Source organism: Variovorax sp. RO1 (assembly GCF_002849325.1).
Taxonomy (GTDB): domain Bacteria; phylum Pseudomonadota; class Gammaproteobacteria; order Burkholderiales; family Burkholderiaceae_C; genus Variovorax.
This window is the reverse complement of sequence record NZ_PKMT01000004.1, coordinates 265,159-280,525: the sequence shown is the minus strand read 5'-3', so window position 1 is coordinate 280,525 and position 15,367 is coordinate 265,159. Positions and strand designations below refer to the sequence as shown.

The following is a 15,367-nucleotide window of genomic DNA, read 5'->3' as shown; positions in this document are numbered from 1 at the left end:
GGGATGCGATTCGCCGCACTGTGGACTTATCTGCGCGCCTGGCTCCCGGGCCCTTCCAACGTCAACGCGCGCGAGCGCCTGCGCGCCGTGGGCGGCGCAGGCATCGGGCTGCTCATCACCGGCCTGCTCTGCCGCTGGCTGGCCGTCCCGCTGGAGCACGCCGTGTGGCTGGTCGCGCCGATGGGCGCCACCGCCGTGCTCGTGTTCGCCGTGCCCGCCAGCCCGCTGGCCCAGCCCTGGTCGGTGATCGGCGGCAACACGCTGTCAACGCTCGTGGGCATCGCCTGCGCCAGCTGGATTCCCGACACCGCGCTCGCCGCCGCCGTGGCCGTGGCGCTCGCCATCGGCCTGATGTTCTTCACGCGCTGCCTGCACCCGCCCGGCGGCGCGGCGGCGCTGCTGGCGGTGCTCACGCACACCACCGACTTCTCGGCGGCGCTGTTCCCCGTGCTCCTGAACTCGGTGCTGCTGGTGCTGGCCGGCGTGGCCTACAACACGCTCACGGGGCGGCGCTATCCGCACGTGCAGGTGGCGCGCCCGCCTTCGCCTGATGCGCGCTTCAGCCAGAGCGACATCGACGCCGTGCTGGCGCGCTACAACCAGGTGCTGGACATCAGCCGCGACGACCTCGAGTCGCTGATCCAGCAGACCGAGCTCGAGTCGTACAAGCGCCGCCTGGGCACGCTGCACTGCGCCGACATCATGTCGGGCACGCCGATCTCGGTGGAGTTCGGCACGCCGCTGCAGGAAGCCTGGACGCTGATGCACCAGCACCGCATCAAGGCGCTGCCGGTCACCGACCGCACGCGCCGCGTGGTCGGCATCGTCACGCAAGCCGACTTCTTTCGCCAGCTCGACCTGCAGCACCACGACGGCATCGCGGGCCGGCTGCGCGACCTGATCCGCGCCACGCGCACGGTGATCTCGAACAAGCCCGAGGTGGTCGGCCAGATCATGACGCGCCAGGTGCGCGTGGCCAGCGCCGACCGGCCGGTGGTCGAGCTGGTGCCGCTGTTCTCCGAAGGCGGCCACCACCACATCCCGATCATCGACAGCGAGAGGCGGCTGACGGGGATGATCACGCAGTCGGATTTCGTGCGAGCGCTGTACCGCGCGGTGAGCCCGGCCTGATAGGCCTCGCGTGTATTTCTCCCTCCCCTTCCGGGGGAGGGTCGGGGTGGGGGCACGACAGCCTCTGTGACAACGCGGCGCTTCATCGAAGGCCGCGTGCCCCCATCCCAACCTTCCCCCGGGAGGGGAAGGAGCAAGACCTTCATTCCAAGACCACGTTCGCCTTCTTCACCAGCGCCGCATAGCGCGCGGCCTCCGTACGGAAGTAGCTCGCGGCCTGCTCGGGCGACGTGGGCTTGACGATGTTGCCCTGCTTGTCCATCGCCTCGCGCACCTCGGGCGCGGCAAAGGCGGCCACGATGGCCTCGTGCACGCGCTTGACGTCAGCCGGCTGCATCTTCGGCGGGCCGATCACCGCGAACCAGCCTTCGACCGCATAGTTCGGCAGCCCCTGCTCCGCGATGGTCGGCATGTCGGGCGCGGCCGGCGAGCGTGCCGGGCCGCACACGCCGATGGCGCGCAGCGCGCCGCTCTTCAGATGCGGCTGCACCGCCGGCAGCGCGACCACGCCCATCTCGACCTGCCCCGCGATCATGTCGGTCACCATCGGCCCCGTGCCCTTGTACGGAATGTGCCGCGCCTTCACGCCGGCCTCGTCCATGAACATCTCGCCCGCGAGGTGGATGATGGTGCCGTTGCCCGACGAGGCGTAGTTGTAGCCCTCGGGTTTCGCGCGCAGCAGCGCCACCAGCTCCTTCACGTTCTTCGCGGGCAGCTTCGGGTTCACGGCCAGCACCAGCGGCGTGGCGCCGACCACGCTGATCGGCGTGATGTCGTTGATCGCATCGAAGGGCATCTTCTTGAACACGCTCGGGTTGATCACATGGTTGTTCGACACCATGCCGAGCGTGAACCCGTCGGGCGGTGCCTTGATCACCGCCGACGTGCCGGTGATGCCGCCGGCGCCCGGCAGGTTCTCGATCACCACCGGCTGGCCCAGCGCCTTGCCGAGCGCGACCGAGGCGGCGCGCGCGATGGCGTCCACGCCCGATCCTGCGCTGATCGGCAGGATGAAGCGGATCGGTTTGTCGGAGCCCTGCGCGAGCGCAGGAAACGCGGCGAGCGCCGCGGCGCTTGCGCCCAAGCCCAGCATCGCGCGACGGTTCATCGGAAAAAAGTTCGTGGTCATGGTCTTGTCTCTCGTCTTGTTTTGGATGAAGCACTCAGGCGATGGCCGCGTCGGCATGCATCGCATCCACCTGCGCGCCGGCGTAGCCCAGCTCGGCCAGCAGCTCGCGCGTGTGTTCGCCCAGCGTCGGCGGATGCAGCCGCACGCCCAGGCGCTCGCCGCCGAGCGTGATCGGGAACAGCGTCGTCTGCGCCATCTCGCCAGCGCGTTCGCCGTCGGGCAGGCGGATGTCCGCGAGCCCGCCGGTGGCCTTCAGGTGTGGATCGGCATACAGGTCTTCGGGCCGCGTGATCGGCGCGAACGGCAGGCCGCGCGCCTCGAAGATCGCCGACAACTCCGCGGCTGATCGGTCGGCCAGGCGCGTGCGCAACGCGGCCAGCAAGCTGGGGCGCAGGCGCACGCGGTCGTTGTTGGTCTGCAGCGTGGCGTCGGCCTTCAGGTCGTCGAAGCCCAGCGCGTCGCAGAAGGTCTTCCATTGCGCGTCGCTCACCGCCGCCAGGAAGATCTGCTCGCCGTCCTTCACGGTGAACACGTCGTACAGCGCCCAGGCCGAGATGCGCTCGGGCATCGGCGCCGCCGCCTGCCCCGTGATGGCGTACTGCAGCATGTGCTGGCCGACGAGGAACACGTTGTTCTCGAACAGCGCCGACTGCACCTCTTGCCCCTTGCCGGTTTCAGCGCGCTGCATCAGCGCGGCGATCGCGCCGATGGCGCCGAACATGCCGCCCATGATGTCGTTCACGCTGGTGCCCGCGCGCAGCGGATCACCGGGGCGGCCCGTCATGTAAGCGAGCCCGCCCATCATCTGCACCACCTCGTCGAGTGCGGTGCGGTGCTCGTACGGGCCGGGCAGAAAGCCCGTGTGGTTCACGTACACGAGGCGCGGATTGAGCTTGCCCAGCGCGGCATAACCGAGCCCGTACTTGTCCATCGTGCCGGGCCGGAAGTTCTGCGCCACCACGTCGGCCGTGGCGCACAGCCGCAGCGCGGCTTCGAGCCCCTGCGGGTGGCGCAGGTCGAGCGCGATGCTCTTCTTGTTGCGGTTGAACATCGGGAAGAAGCCCGCGCCCGCGCCCAGCAAATGCCGCGTGCGGTCGCCGTCGATGGGCTCGACCTTGATGACTTCCGCGCCGAGGTCCGCGAGCACCATGCCGCAGGTCGGCCCCATGACCATGTGCGTGAACTCGACCACGCGGATGCCCGCGAGCGGCAGGCGCTTTGCTTCGTTGCTCATGCCGCGACGCCTTCCGACAGTGCAAAGGTCTTCGGAAAGCCCGCGCGCCACACCGTGCCCTGCAGCGTCTCGCCATCAAGCCAGCCGGCCACGCGCTTGCGCAGGTCGAGCAGCCTTGGCAGGTCGACGCCCGTCGCCACGCCCATGCTCTCCAACATGAAGACGAGGTCCTCGGTGTCGACATTGCCGCTCGCGCCCGGCGCATGCGGACAGCCGCCGATGCCGGCCAAGCACGCATCGAAGCGCGTGACGCCGACCTCCAATGCCGCGTAGACATTCGCGAGCCCCAGCCCGCGCGTGTCGTGGAAATGGCCGCACCACAGGCGGTCGCCCGCGATGCGCAGCGCGCGCTCGAACAGGCTGCGCACCATCGCCGGATCGGCGTAGCCCACCGTGTCGGCCAGGCTCACGCGGTCGGCGCCGGCATCGAGCAATGCCTGCATCAGCCGCAGCACTTCGTCAGGTTCGACATGGCCCTGGATCGTGCAACCGAACGCCGTGCCGACGCCCCCGTCGATCAGCGTTTTCGAACCCGCCGCATCGCGCGCCGCGCGCATGCGACCGACCTCGGCCACCACTTCGTCGGGCGTCTTGCGCAGGTTGGCGAGGCTGTGCGCGTGGCTGGCCGACAGCGGCACCATCATCAGGTCGGCCTCGCCCGCAATCGCGCGCTCGGCGCCCTTGAGGTTGGGCACGAGCACCGAGGCGAAAAGCCCCGGCAACGTCTTCGCATACGCCAGCAGTTCGGCCGTGTCCGCCAGCTGCGGCAGCAGGTGCGCCGGCACGAACGAGCCGACCTCGATCTCGCGCTGGCCGGCCGCGTGCGCGTCGCGAATCCATTCGAGCTTGTGCGCCGTGGGCAGCACGCGGGCGATGCTTTGCAGCCCGTCGCGCAGGCCCACTTCGCGGACGACCGCGCGCGGCGGCAGGAAGGCGTGAATCAAGTTTTGTCTCCGTCGTGAGGGAATGGCGCCCATCGTAGAAGTTCCGATTCAGTCCTGAAGGTATATTTTGGAAGCCATTCGCTTCCATATTGGAACTTCATGAGAGACCTCGACCTGACCACCCTGCGCCTGTTCGTCGCCGTCTGCGAGAGCCGCAGCATTGCGCGCGCGGGCGAGCAAGCGAACATCGTCGGCTCGGCGATCAGCAAGCGCCTCGCGCAGCTCGAAGACACGGTCGGCACGCCGCTGCTGCTGCGCAAGCGCCGCGGCGTGGTGCCCACGCCGGCCGGCGAAACGCTGCTCGAACACGCACGCGCCATGCTCGGCAGCGCCACCCGCATCGAGCGCGACATGGCGGCGTATGCGGGCGGCGCGCGTGGGCATGTGCGCATCCTGGCGTCGGCCTCGGTCATGGCCGAATCACTGGCCGAGGACGTGGCCGGCTTTCTGCAAGACCCGGCGCACCGCAACATCCGCGTCGACATGGAAGAGCGCGTGAGCCCCGAGATCGTGCGCGGCATCCGCGAGGGCGTGGCCTCCATCGGCCTGTGCTGGGACGCGGCCGACCTCGACGGGCTGGAGCGGCGCGACTACCGCTCGGACCACCTGGCGATCGTCGCGCACCCGTCGCACCCCGTGGCGCGCCACGACGCGGTGCGCTTCGAGCAGGTGCTCGACCACGAATTCGTCGGCATGCCCGCGCTGAGCGCCGTGCAGCTCATGCTCGCGCGCGAGGCGGCCGTGGCCGGCAAGCCGCTCGTGTACCGCGTGCTGGTGTCCAACTTCGACGCGGCGCTGCGCGTGGTGCGCGCGGGGTTGGCCATCAGCGTGGTGCCCGCGGAAGTCGCCCGGCCCTTCACCGAGGCCTTCGGGCTGCGGCTGATGCCGCTCACGGACGACTGGGCGCGCCGGCGTTTTGCGATCTGCTTTCGCAGCGAGGCGACGCTGTCGCCCTCGGCGCAGCTGCTGGTGGCGCACCTCGAGCGGTGCGCCACGGACCGCGCAGAAGACAGCTGATTCGTCCGATAACCGAAACGATCCATTGTCCTGGCGGTGGTTTTTGTTTCGTTTCCCGCAACCTAACATTCGGTCTGTTCACGCTGTCACCCATCCAACCCACCGACCGAAAGACACCGCCATGTTCCGCAGAACACTCGTTGCCGCCGCCGCCCTGTCCGCCGCATTTGCTCTCGCGCCGCTCGCCGCCCAGGCTGCCCAGCCGCTGAAGATCGACGTCTACAACCCCGGCACGAAGTCGATGTTCCCCGTGTCGTCGACGCTGGTCGCCGGCGCCACCGATGCCGTGCTGGTCGACGCCCAATTCCAGCGCAACGACGCGCAGGCGCTGGTGCAGAAGATCAAGGACAGCGGCAAGAAGCTGACCACGGTCTACATCAGCCACAGCGACCCCGACTACTACTTCGGCCTCGACGTGATCCGCGCCGCGTTCCCCGACGCGAAGATCGTCGCCACGCCGCAGACCGTGGCCGCCATCCAGGCCTCGAAGGACGGCAAGCTCGCGCACTGGGGCCCGATCCTCAAGGACAACGCGCCCCAGGCGCTGGTCGTGCCCGAGCCGCTGGCCGGCAACAGCCTCACGCTCGAAGGCAAGAAGATCCAGGTCGTCGGCCTCGGCGGTTCCACACCCGCGCGCACCTTCGCGTGGATTCCCTCGCTGAAGGCGGTGGTCGGGGGCATTCCGGTGTCGGCCAACATCCACGTCTGGGTGGCCGACACGCAAACGGTGCAGTCGCGCCGCGACTGGCTCAAGACGCTCGACCGCATCGCCGCGCTGCACCCCAAGACCGTGGTGCCCGGTCACTACCTGCCCAACGCCGACGGCTCGGCGCCCTACACCGTGGCCTCGGTGAAGTTCACGCGCGACTACCTCAAGGCCTTCGAGACCGAAGCCACCAAGGCCAAGGACTCGGCTGCGTTGATCGCCGCCATGAAGCAGCGCTACCCGAAGCTCGAAGACGCCTCGTCGCTCGAACTCGGCGCCAAGGTCATCAAGGGAGAAATGAAGTGGCCGCAATAACCAGCAGCAACGGCGGCACCGCCACCCTGCACTACATCTTCGATCCGCTGTGCGGCTGGTGCTACGCCGCCGCGCCGCTGGTCGAGGCGGCACGCGCCGTGCCGGGCCTGCGCGTCGCGTTCCACGGCGGCGGCATGATGACCGGCGCCAACCGCCGCCCCATCACGCCGCAGTGGCGCGACTACGTGATCCCGCACGACAAGCGCATCGCCGAACTCACGGGCCAGCCCTTCGGCGAGGCCTACTTCGAAGGCCTGCTGCGCGACAGCGGCGCGGTGATGGATTCCGCCCCGCCGATCACCGCCATCCTCGCCGCCGAATCGCTGCGCGCGGGCGGCGGGCTCGACATGGCGCACCGTGTGCAGCAGGCGCACTACGTCGAAGGCCAGCGCATCGCGGAAGCCGGCGTGCTCGCCGCACTGGCGGCCGAACTCGGCTTCGATGCCGAGGCTTTCGCCACCGCCTTCGAGCAGCACACGGGCGACGCCACCGCACAGCACATCGCCGCCAGCCGCGACCTGCTGCAGCGCGCGGGCGGCCAGGGCTTCCCGACCTTCGTGCTGGCGCAGGCCGATGGCAGCACGGGCCGCATCGACATCGGGCCGTGGCTGGGGCGTGCGGACGACTGGAAGGCGCAACTCGCCACCTTCGTCGCGCCGACGCCTTCAGCAGCTGCAGCGCCTGAAGCGTGCGGCCCCGACGGCTGCGCGATCTAGGCGACCTTCTCCAGGAACACCAGCCGGATCGGCGCGTCCAGCAGTTCGCCGAACCGCTTTTCGAAAGCCTGGAAGTACGGCGTAGCGAAGTGCGCATCCAGCGCGGCCTGGTCCTGGAACGACTCGCGCATGTAGAAGCTGCCGGGTTCGTCGCGCAGTTCGAACAAGGTGTAGTCGAGGCAGCCAGGCTCCTGCCGCGTGGGCGCCACCAGCGCGCTCAAGGCGTCGCGCAGCGCCTCGCGCTGGCCGGTCCTGGCCTTCAATACGGCGATGCTGATGAGGGGCGTGGTGCTCATGGGTCGGTGCGCTGCGGCAAGAAGTTTTGTTGCCTGCAGTCTGCGGTGATGCCCGCACATGAAAAAGCCCCCGCGCCCGGAAACTCTTTCAATCGCCCCTTGAAGATCGCGGCCGATTCAAGCGGCCGCTACCGGCTGCACTGGAAGCTCGCCGCCTGCGAGGCATCGCCACTCACGTAGCGCGGCCACAGCGGCCACTCGCACAGCGGACGCGCACGCGTGGTCTTGAACGGCGCCTGCACTTCTTGTTCGAGCAGTTGCAGCCCGACCGGCGCACGCCCGCGCTCGACCCAGTCGGCCAGCGCGCCGAGCATGTCGACGTTGGCCGGTGCGCCGCTGCCCACATGGTCGACCCCGGGCGCGGTGTACAGGCGCATGAAGCGGTCCACGTTCTCGCGGCCCATGCGCGCCACCACCGACTCGTAGTAGCGGATGCCCGCGAACGGGCTCTGTGCGTAGTCGGCCATGTGCTCCAGCACGAGGAGCTTGCCACCGCGCGCGTGGAAGGCGCTGAGGTCGGGGTTGGTCGAGTCCATCAGCTGCGACACGGTGGCGATGCGCGCGGCGAAGTCTTCGGCGCGGTAGTTGCGCACGTCGAGCGACGGATTGCGCGCATAGAAATACTGCAGCGCCCCGCTGCCATAGAACCACGCGATGCCGTTGCTCGGTTGCGGCGGCACGGTCGGCGCGGCGGTGCCGGTCCACCACGCGTTCCAGCCACCCATCGACGCGAAAGCCGGCGTGCCTTCGCCGCCGATGCCCCAACCCGGGTACTCGGTGACGCCATGCGCCAGCGGCACGGGCGAGCGCCACGGCGAGCGCAGCGTGCGCACCGCCTGCACCTGCGCGTCGTTGAGGCAATTGTCGCCGCTCGTGCCCGACGCGCAGCGCAAGGTGGCCGGGTCGAAGCGCTGCAGGCAGGCCACCGGGTTCGACACGATGCGGTCGGCCACGCCATCCGTCGCGTCGCACGACGCAAGCACGGCGCTGTGCACCAGCTGCACCTGCGCGGGCCGCAGCCAGCCTTCGCCGAAGGTGGCGATGCCGTTGCGCGTGCCCGCGTGCTGCAGCCCGGTCCAGTTGATCACCGGCACGCGGCTGAAGATGCCGTCGAAGTCCTGCGGATAGCGCTGCGCCATCGTGAGCGCCTCGCGCCCGCCTTCGGAGCTGCCCATGAAGTAGAGCCTCTGCGGCGCGTGGCCGTAGGCGCGCTGCGTCAACGCCACCGCCACGTCGCGCACCTTCTTGTACGAGGCATGCGCGAAGTTCACGAGCGCCTCGTCGTTGAGCGCAAAGGCCTGCGGCGGCTGGCCCTGCACGTTCTGGTGGCCCGAGTCGGTGCCGTAGGTCACGTAGCCCTGCGCGAGCGGCGTGGGCAGGTCGAAGCGTGCGGCGGGCACCAGCGAAAGGCCGGTGATCAGCGTGCCGTTGAAGCCCCCGCCGCCGTACTGCACGCTGCGCCCGTTCCATGCGAGCGGCAGGTTGACCTGGAACAGGATCGGCGGCGCGCTCGCGTCGACCGGTGCGATGCGCCCGAGCACCTTGCAGTACGCGGGCATCGCCGGCGTGATGCGCGACGCGGGGCTGGGGCCGCGCTCGGCCACGGCGAGCGCGGACGCCGGCACGAGCGCCGCGGAATCGATCGTCGCCGCACCGCTGGGCAGGCCGATGGCGGTGGCCGCCACCGGTGCGGTGAGCGCCGCGCAAGCCTGCGCCGGATCGGCGCCGAGGCCGAGGCGCGTGGGGCCGGTCGGGGCGGTGCCGCATGCGGCGAGCAAGGCGGCGGTCGCCAGCATGGCGCCCCCGCTGAACACTGTTGGGGGGATCGCCATCTGTCTGTCTCCTTGTGGTTCGTTGTGAGTGGCCGCTGCTACCGCGCCACGCCCAGCAACCGATCCAGCACCTCCGGCTGCGCGCGCAGCGCCGCCGCCGTGTCGGTGTGCACGATGGTCCCGTGGTCGAGCACCACGGCATGGTCGGAAATCGCGAGGATCGCCTGCGGGTGCTGCTCCACGATGATCGCGGCCAGCCCCTCGTCCTGCGTGATGCGGCGAATGGCGCGCAGCAGCTCTTCCACGATGATGGGCGCGAGCCCTTCGAGCGGCTCGTCGAGCAGCAGCAGCTTGGGGTTGAGCACCAGCGCGCGGCCCACGGCCAGCATCTGCTGCTCGCCGCCCGAGAGCTGCGTGCCCAGGTTGGTCTTGCGCTCCGCCAGGCGCGGGAACATCTCGTAGACGCGCTGCGGGTTCCACTTGCCCGGCCGCTCCACCGCCGTGAGGTTCTCGTGCACCGTGAGCGACTTGAAGATGTTGCGCTCCTGCGGCACCCAGCCGATGCCCGCCGCCGCGCGCTGGTGCGGCTGCAGCTTGTGCAGCGCCGCCTGCCCGCCGAGCGCGATGGTGCCGCCGTGCTGGCGCGTGGCACCGGCCAGCGTGTTGATGAGCGTGGTCTTGCCGGTGCCGTTGCGGCCCAGCAGCGCGAGCGTCTGGCCCTCGCCGAGCGTGAAGGCCACGTCGTGCAGCACCACGGCCTCGCCGTAGCCGGCGCTCAGGTTATCGATGCGCAAGAGTTCAGACATGGGCGTGTTCTCCGTGGCCCAGGTAGACCTCTTTCACTTTCGGGTCGTTGGCGATGGTTTCCGGGTCGCCCTCGGTCAGCAGCGCGCCGTTGACCAGCACCGTCATGCGGTCGGCAAAGCTGAACACCAGGTCCATGTCGTGCTCGATGAGCAGCACCGACACATCGGACGGCAGCGCGGCCACGGTCTGCAGCAGCTCTTCGCGCTCGCCGGCGGGCACGCCCGCCACGGGCTCGTCGAGCAGCAGCACGCGCGGCTCACAAGCCAGCGCAATCGCAATCTCCAGCAGGCGGCGCTTGCCGTAGGCCATGAACTTGGTCTGCTGCTGCGCGACGTCGGCGAGGTGGAACTGCTCCAGCAGTTGCCCTGCCCGCTCCGCGATGCGCTTGTCCGCACCCAGCGGACGCCACCATTGCGCGGCGATGCCCTTCTGTTGCGACACCACGAGCGCCAGCGTTTCCAGCGGCGTCATCGAATCGAAGAGCTGGTTGATCTGGAAGGTGCGCACCAGCCCGCGCGCCACGCGCTTGTGCGGCGCGAGCGTGGTGATGTCTTCGCCGAGCAGCGAGATGCGGCCTTCGGTCGGCGTAAGCACGCCCGTCAGCAGGTTGATCAGCGTGGTCTTGCCGGCGCCGTTCGGTCCGATGAGCGCATGGCGCGCGCCGCGCTTCAGTTCCATCGTGACGTTGTTCGTGGCGGTGATGCCACCGAAGCGCATCACGAGGCCTTGGGTCGAGAGCACGGTATCGCTCATGCGGCACCGCCCCTCTTTTTTCCGGCGCCGAACCACGTCCATGGTTTCAGCAACCGATCGCGCCCCACGAGCACCAGCAGCACAAGGATCAGGCCGATCCAGAACATCCAGTACTGCGGCGTGACCGACGACAGCCAGTTCTGCAGCAGCTTGAAGACGATGGCGCCGGTGACGCCGCCATACAGCCAGCCCACGCCGCCGATGACCAGCATCAGCAGCACATCGGCCGAGCGGTCGAAGGCCAGCACGTCGAGCGAGGCGAAGCCGGTGGTCTGTGCCAGCAACGCGCCCGCCGCGCCCGCGATGCCGGCGGCCACGGTGTAGACCACGGCGAGCCGCGACACCACCGGGATGCCGATGGCCATGGCACGCAGCCGGTTGTCGCGAATCGCCTTGAGCGTGGCGCCGAAGGGCGAGTGCACGATGCGGCGCATCACGAGGAACAGCACGAGCATCACGGCCAGCGAGTACCAGGCGGCCGTGCGGCCGTAGAGGTCGAACTCGAAGAGGCCGAGCACCGGCCCCATGACCACGCCCTGCAGGCCGTCGGCGCCGCCGGTGAGCCAGTCGAGCTTGTTGGCCAGTTCGAGCAGCAGCAGCGCGGTGCCCAGCGTGACCATGAGCCGCGTGAGGTCGCTGCCGCGCAAGATGGTCACGCTGGCCACGAGGCCCAGCAGCGCCGACAGCACGGTGGCGAACACAAGGCCCACGGTCGGGTCGGGCATGACGAGCTTGGCGAACAGCGCGGCGGCATACGCACCGAAGCCGAAGAAGGCCGCATGGCCAAGCGACACGATGCCGGTGTAGCCGAGGATCAGGTCGAGCGACATCGCGAACAGCGCGACGATGGCGATCTCGTTGACCAGCAGCGAATGCGAGGGCATGGCCAGCGGCAGCGCGAAGGCCACGGCCCAGATCACGAACTCCCAGGGCCGCCAGCGCGCGGTGCGCAGCAGGGCCGATTCATAGGCAGGCGCGCTCATGTCAACGGCCTCCCTTGCGCGTGAACAGGCCTTGCGGCCGCCACATGAGGATCAGGATCATGAGCAGGTAGACGGTGAACGCGCCCATCTTCGGAATGAAGTACTTGCCCGCCACGTCGGCAATGCCGAGCAGCAGTGCGGCGGCGAGCGGCCCGGTGATCGACGAGGTGCCGCCGACCGAGACCACGATGAGGAAATAGATCATGTACTTGAGCGGGAAGGTCGGGTCGAGCCCGAGGATTTCCGCGCCCAGTGCGCCGCCCAGCCCGGCCAGGCCCGAGCCCACGGCGAAGGTCAGCAGGAACACGATGTTGACGTTGATGCCCAGCCCGGCCGCCACGCGCGGGTCGTCGACGGCGGCGCGCAGGCGGCTGCCGAAGCGCGTCTTCGAGAGGATGAGCTGCAGCACCACGGTGAGCACGGCGCACACGGCGATGATGAAGATGCGGTAGTGGCCCATGCCCAGCAGGAACGCACCGTCGCCGAATTCGCTGCGTCCGCGCAGCCACTCGGGCAGCTGCAGGTTCTGCTGCGACGAGCCAACAAAGTAGTCGACGGCCGCGACGGCCATGAACGCCAGCCCGATGGAGAACAGCACCTGGTCCAGGTGCGGCTTGCCGTACATCGGCCGGTAGAGCGTGCGCTCCAGCAGCGCGCCGGCCAGCCCGACGACGATGAACGCGAGCGGCAGGCAGGCCAGGAACGGCAAGCCCAGCTTCTGCATCGCGAACACGGTGAGGTAGCCGCCGGCCATGGCAAAGGCACCGTGCGCGAGGTTGATGAAGTTCATCAGCCCGAGCGTCACGGCCAGCCCCACGGCGAGGACGAAGAGCAGCATGCCGTAGGCGATGCCGTCGAAAAGAATGGTCAGCATGTCGGTTGTCTGGGTGCGTTCGTTCTGGATGCTGCTGTTCGGGGTGATGCTGTTCAGGGCGGGTGCGCAGGCCACCGGGTACTTCCCTCCGCGAATGTCCCCCGCTTCGCTCCTCCTTGATTTCGCTGCGGGAAGCACCCAGTGCCCTGCGCACAAGGCACGCTGTCGGATCACAGCCGATCAACCAGTGCTCTGAACACGCTCACGTCGATGGGGTGCCTTGCGCAGCGAAATCAAGGAGGAGGGGCGAAGCCCCGGGGGACATTCGCGGAGCAAGGTTCCCCGTCGGCGGGAGCGTCGCCCTGAACAGCAGCGCTCCCACGCGACGAAGCAAAAATTACTTCGCCTTGCCCGGGTCCTTCACGCCCTTGATCACGTCGAACTCGACGTTGTAGAGCTGCCCGTCCTTCTTTTCAACCTTGCGCAGGTACACGTCCTGCACGATGTCGCGCGTCTGTGCATCGATCAGCACCTGCCCGCGCGGGCTCTCGAAGACCTGGCCCTTCATGGCGGCCAGCAGTGCTTCGCCACCGCCCTGGCCCTTGGTGGTCTTGAGGGCTTCGTAGATCACGCGCATGCCGTCATAGCCGCCCACGGCCATGAAGTTGGGGCGCATCTTGGGGTTGGCTTTCTGGAAGGCCTCGACGAACTTCTTGTTGAGCGCCGAGGGGTGCGCGGCCGAGTAGTGGTGCGAGGTGACCACGCCCAGCGCGCCGTCGCCCATATCGTTGAGTTGATCGTCGTCGGTCACGTCGCCGGTGGCGATCATCTTGATGCCGGCCTTGTCCATGCCGCGTTCCAGGAACTGCTTCATCACCGCCGCGCCCGCGCCCGAGGGCACGAAGACGAACAGCGCGTCGGGCTTGGCGTCGCGCACCTTCTGCAGGAACGGCGCGAAGTCGGGGTTGCGCAGCGGCACGCGCAGCTTCTCGAGCACCTTGCCGCCGTTGAGCTGGAAGCGCTCGCTGAAGAACTTCTCGGCGTCGTTGCCGGGGCCGTAGTCGGTGACCAGCGTCACGACCGACTTCACTCCGTTCTTCGGCGCCCAGTCGCCCATCACCACCGACACCTGCGGCAGCGTGAAGCTGCTGCGCACGATGTAGGGCGAGGCTTCGGTGATGCTCGAGGTGGCGGCGGCCATCACGACCTGCGGCGTCTTCGACTGCGTGGCCAGCGGCGCGGCGGCCAGCGCAGCCGGGGTGATGCCGAAGCCGGCAATCACGTTGACCTTCTCGTTGACGATGAGTTCCTGCGCCAGGCGCTTGGTCACGTCGGGCAGGCCGGTGTCGTCCTTCACGATCAGCTCGACCTTCTTGCCGGCCACGGTGTCGCCGTTCTGCGCCATGTACAGGCGCGCGGCGGCCTCGATCTGGCGGCCGGTGGAGGCCGACTGGCCCGTCATCGGCAGGATCAGGCCGATCTTGAACTTGCTGTTGTCCTGGGCGCTGGCCGCAGGCAGCGACAGCGCGGTGGCGAGCGCAATCGCCGAAAGGCCGGCGGTCTGGATGAGATGGCGTCTTTGCATGGAATTTTTCCTTTGAGGGACGGAACGCGAAACCGGGCGTATTTTGAACAATTCGCAACAATTGGCGGAGAAGGCAACCACCTACCCACCCGCCGCACGGGACTTTGTTGCGCGATCAATCGAATGGTTGCGCGATGATCGCGCAACCGATGTTTTCAGCGGTCGGGACGGTAGGCGGAATCGAGGGTGAGCGTACCCACGGCGCGTGACACGCAGGCACAGATGCGCGTGGTTGCCTGCTTCTCGTGCGGGCTCAGGAACACGTCGCGGTGGTCGACTTCGCCGTCGACCGCGAGCACGTCCATGGCGCACAGGCCGCACTCGCCGCGCTTGCAATCCGACAGGGTCTGCACGCCGGCGGCATCGAGCGCGTCGAGCAGCGTGCAGTCGGCCGGCACGGTGATCGACAGGTCGTGGCGCGGAATGCGCACGGTGAAGGCCTGCGTCGCGAGGCGCCCGCTGCTGCCGAAGGTTTCGAAGCGCAGGTCGGCGAGCGGCCGGCCGGCCGCGGCCCAGGCGCGCTTGACGGCTTCGAGCATCGGCACGGGGCCGCAGGTGTAGAGCTGGCCGCCGGGCGGCAGCGCGGCGATGGCAGCGTCGAAGTCGATGGGGGCGGCGCCTTCGTGCGCCTGCACGCCGGCTTCGCCCAATGCCTCGCGCAGGGTGTCGAGGTAGCCGAACTCGCCCGCGTGGCGCGCGCCGTACAGCATCGACACCGGCACGCCGCGGCGTAGCGCCAGCGCGCCGAGGCGCTGCGCCATCAGCACCAGCGGCGTGATGCCGATGCCGCCCGCCACCAGCAGGTAGCCGGGCGCCGCGAGGTCGAGCGGAAAGTGGTTCTGCGGCGCGCTCACCTGCAGCCGGTCGCCCACGGCCAGCCGCCACATCGCGCGCGAGCCGCCACGACCGTCGTCCAGCCGCTTGACGGCGATGCGCCAGCAACTGCCGTCGCCCTCGCCCACCAGCGAGTACGAGCGCGTCTGCACGCGGCCCTGCTCGGTCATCACCTGCACCTGCAGGTGGGCGCCGGGCTCATGTGCGGCGACAAAGTCGGCGTCGGGGCGCAGCGTGAATTCGCGCACGGTGGGCGTGACGTCGCGCAGCGCCACGATCTGCGCCTGCATCCATTGGAGATCGCTTTTCATCGGGGGAACACCAGCAGGGA

The 15,367-nt window shown here is 68.9% G+C and carries 14 protein-coding genes and 1 pseudogene; 4 read left to right on the top strand and 11 right to left on the bottom strand.

What is annotated here, in order from left to right; translation table 11 throughout:
- The first annotated feature begins 3 nt into the window (after positions 1-3).
- Positions 4-1,131, top strand: coding sequence for an HPP family protein (locus CY658_RS21630; protein WP_101492148.1), 1,128 nt, complete (start codon positions 4-6; stop codon positions 1,129-1,131).
- 142 nt (positions 1,132-1,273) lie between these two features.
- Here the strand turns inward: CY658_RS21630 and CY658_RS21625 are convergent, their stop codons facing one another.
- The 3 genes from CY658_RS21625 to CY658_RS21615 are packed head-to-tail and all read right to left on the bottom strand — an operon-like array spanning position 1,274 to position 4,438.
- Positions 1,274-2,260 (bottom strand): tripartite tricarboxylate transporter substrate binding protein, encoded by a 987-nt coding sequence (locus tag CY658_RS21625; protein ID WP_101492147.1) that lies wholly within the window; start codon positions 2,258-2,260, stop codon positions 1,274-1,276.
- A 34-nt stretch (positions 2,261-2,294) separates the two neighbouring features.
- Positions 2,295-3,494, bottom strand: a complete 1,200-nt coding sequence (locus tag CY658_RS21620; protein WP_101492146.1) for a CaiB/BaiF CoA transferase family protein — start codon at positions 3,492-3,494, stop codon at positions 2,295-2,297.
- The gene (locus tag CY658_RS21615; protein WP_101492145.1) at positions 3,491-4,438 is read right to left on the bottom strand and encodes a hydroxymethylglutaryl-CoA lyase; all 948 of its coding nucleotides are present in this window, start codon (positions 4,436-4,438) and stop codon (positions 3,491-3,493) included. Before CY658_RS21615 ends, CY658_RS21620 begins: the two co-directional genes overlap by 4 nt.
- Before the next feature lie 99 nt (positions 4,439-4,537).
- Here CY658_RS21615 and CY658_RS21610 point away from each other — a divergent pair, with 99 nt between their 5' ends.
- The 3 genes and pseudogenes from CY658_RS21610 to CY658_RS21600 all read left to right on the top strand — a co-directional run bounded on the left by CY658_RS21610 (position 4,538) and on the right by CY658_RS21600 (position 7,192).
- Entirely contained in the window at positions 4,538-5,455 is a 918-nt protein-coding gene (locus CY658_RS21610; RefSeq protein ID WP_101492144.1) for a LysR family transcriptional regulator, read from the top strand.
- 121 nt (positions 5,456-5,576) lie between these two features.
- Positions 5,577-6,470 (top strand): annotated as a pseudogene (locus CY658_RS21605) (MBL fold metallo-hydrolase); the annotation flags it as partial.
- A 2-nt stretch (positions 6,471-6,472) separates the two neighbouring features.
- Positions 6,473-7,192, top strand: a complete 720-nt coding sequence (locus CY658_RS21600; protein ID WP_374221127.1) for a DsbA family protein — start codon at positions 6,473-6,475, stop codon at positions 7,190-7,192.
- On the opposite strand, the gene CY658_RS21595 is transcribed toward CY658_RS21600, so the two are convergent.
- The 8 genes from CY658_RS21595 to CY658_RS21560 form a co-directional block, all read right to left on the bottom strand.
- Positions 7,189-7,488 carry a putative quinol monooxygenase gene (locus CY658_RS21595; protein WP_101492141.1) on the bottom strand — a complete coding sequence of 100 codons (300 nt, stop codon included), beginning with the start codon at positions 7,486-7,488 and terminating at the stop codon, positions 7,189-7,191. The genes CY658_RS21600 and CY658_RS21595 overlap by 4 nt on opposite strands.
- 128 nt (positions 7,489-7,616) lie before the next feature.
- Entirely contained in the window at positions 7,617-9,320 is a 1,704-nt protein-coding gene (locus tag CY658_RS21590) for a tannase/feruloyl esterase family alpha/beta hydrolase (protein ID WP_101492140.1), read from the bottom strand.
- A gap of 38 nt (positions 9,321-9,358) precedes the next feature.
- A complete protein-coding gene (locus CY658_RS21585; RefSeq protein WP_101492139.1) occupies positions 9,359-10,066 on the bottom strand; it encodes an ABC transporter ATP-binding protein in 708 nt (235 codons plus the stop codon).
- A complete protein-coding gene (locus tag CY658_RS21580) occupies positions 10,059-10,820 on the bottom strand; it encodes an ABC transporter ATP-binding protein (protein ID WP_101492138.1) in 762 nt (253 codons plus the stop codon). The genes CY658_RS21585 and CY658_RS21580 overlap by 8 nt, the downstream gene beginning before the upstream one ends.
- Entirely contained in the window at positions 10,817-11,803 is a 987-nt protein-coding gene (locus tag CY658_RS21575; RefSeq protein ID WP_101492137.1) for a branched-chain amino acid ABC transporter permease, read from the bottom strand. Before CY658_RS21575 ends, CY658_RS21580 begins: the two co-directional genes overlap by 4 nt.
- A gap of 1 nt (position 11,804) precedes the next feature.
- On the bottom strand, positions 11,805-12,677 hold the full coding sequence (locus tag CY658_RS21570) for a branched-chain amino acid ABC transporter permease (protein ID WP_101492403.1): 873 nt from the start codon (positions 12,675-12,677) through the stop codon (positions 11,805-11,807).
- Between the two features lie 337 nt (positions 12,678-13,014).
- Positions 13,015-14,202 (bottom strand): ABC transporter substrate-binding protein, encoded by a 1,188-nt coding sequence (locus CY658_RS21565; RefSeq protein ID WP_101492136.1) that lies wholly within the window; start codon positions 14,200-14,202, stop codon positions 13,015-13,017.
- Positions 14,203-14,357: 155 nt separating this feature from the next.
- The gene (locus tag CY658_RS21560; RefSeq protein ID WP_101492135.1) at positions 14,358-15,347 is read right to left on the bottom strand and encodes a PDR/VanB family oxidoreductase; all 990 of its coding nucleotides are present in this window, start codon (positions 15,345-15,347) and stop codon (positions 14,358-14,360) included.
- Positions 15,348-15,367 lie beyond the last annotated feature (20 nt).

What these genes read in the sequence shown, in the direction of transcription:
- CY658_RS21565 (WP_101492136.1), bottom strand. Translation starts at nt 14,202, where the DNA reads ATGCAAAGACGCCATCTCATCCAGACCGCCGGCCTTTCGGCGATTGCG.
- CY658_RS21610 (WP_101492144.1), top strand. Translation starts at nt 4,538, where the DNA reads ATGAGAGACCTCGACCTGACCACCCTGCGCCTGTTCGTCGCCGTCTGC.
- CY658_RS21620 (WP_101492146.1), bottom strand. Translation starts at nt 3,494, where the DNA reads ATGAGCAACGAAGCAAAGCGCCTGCCGCTCGCGGGCATCCGCGTGGTC.
- CY658_RS21585 (WP_101492139.1), bottom strand. Translation starts at nt 10,066, where the DNA reads ATGTCTGAACTCTTGCGCATCGATAACCTGAGCGCCGGCTACGGCGAG.
- CY658_RS21580 (WP_101492138.1), bottom strand. Translation starts at nt 10,820, where the DNA reads ATGAGCGATACCGTGCTCTCGACCCAAGGCCTCGTGATGCGCTTCGGT.
- CY658_RS21625 (WP_101492147.1), bottom strand. Translation starts at nt 2,260, where the DNA reads ATGACCACGAACTTTTTTCCGATGAACCGTCGCGCGATGCTGGGCTTG.
- CY658_RS21560 (WP_101492135.1), bottom strand. Translation starts at nt 15,347, where the DNA reads ATGAAAAGCGATCTCCAATGGATGCAGGCGCAGATCGTGGCGCTGCGC.
- CY658_RS21575 (WP_101492137.1), bottom strand. Translation starts at nt 11,803, where the DNA reads ATGAGCGCGCCTGCCTATGAATCGGCCCTGCTGCGCACCGCGCGCTGG.
- CY658_RS21630 (WP_101492148.1), top strand. Translation starts at nt 4, where the DNA reads ATGCGATTCGCCGCACTGTGGACTTATCTGCGCGCCTGGCTCCCGGGC.
- CY658_RS21595 (WP_101492141.1), bottom strand. Translation starts at nt 7,488, where the DNA reads ATGAGCACCACGCCCCTCATCAGCATCGCCGTATTGAAGGCCAGGACC.
- CY658_RS21590 (WP_101492140.1), bottom strand. Translation starts at nt 9,320, where the DNA reads ATGGCGATCCCCCCAACAGTGTTCAGCGGGGGCGCCATGCTGGCGACC.
- CY658_RS21570 (WP_101492403.1), bottom strand. Translation starts at nt 12,677, where the DNA reads ATGCTGACCATTCTTTTCGACGGCATCGCCTACGGCATGCTGCTCTTC.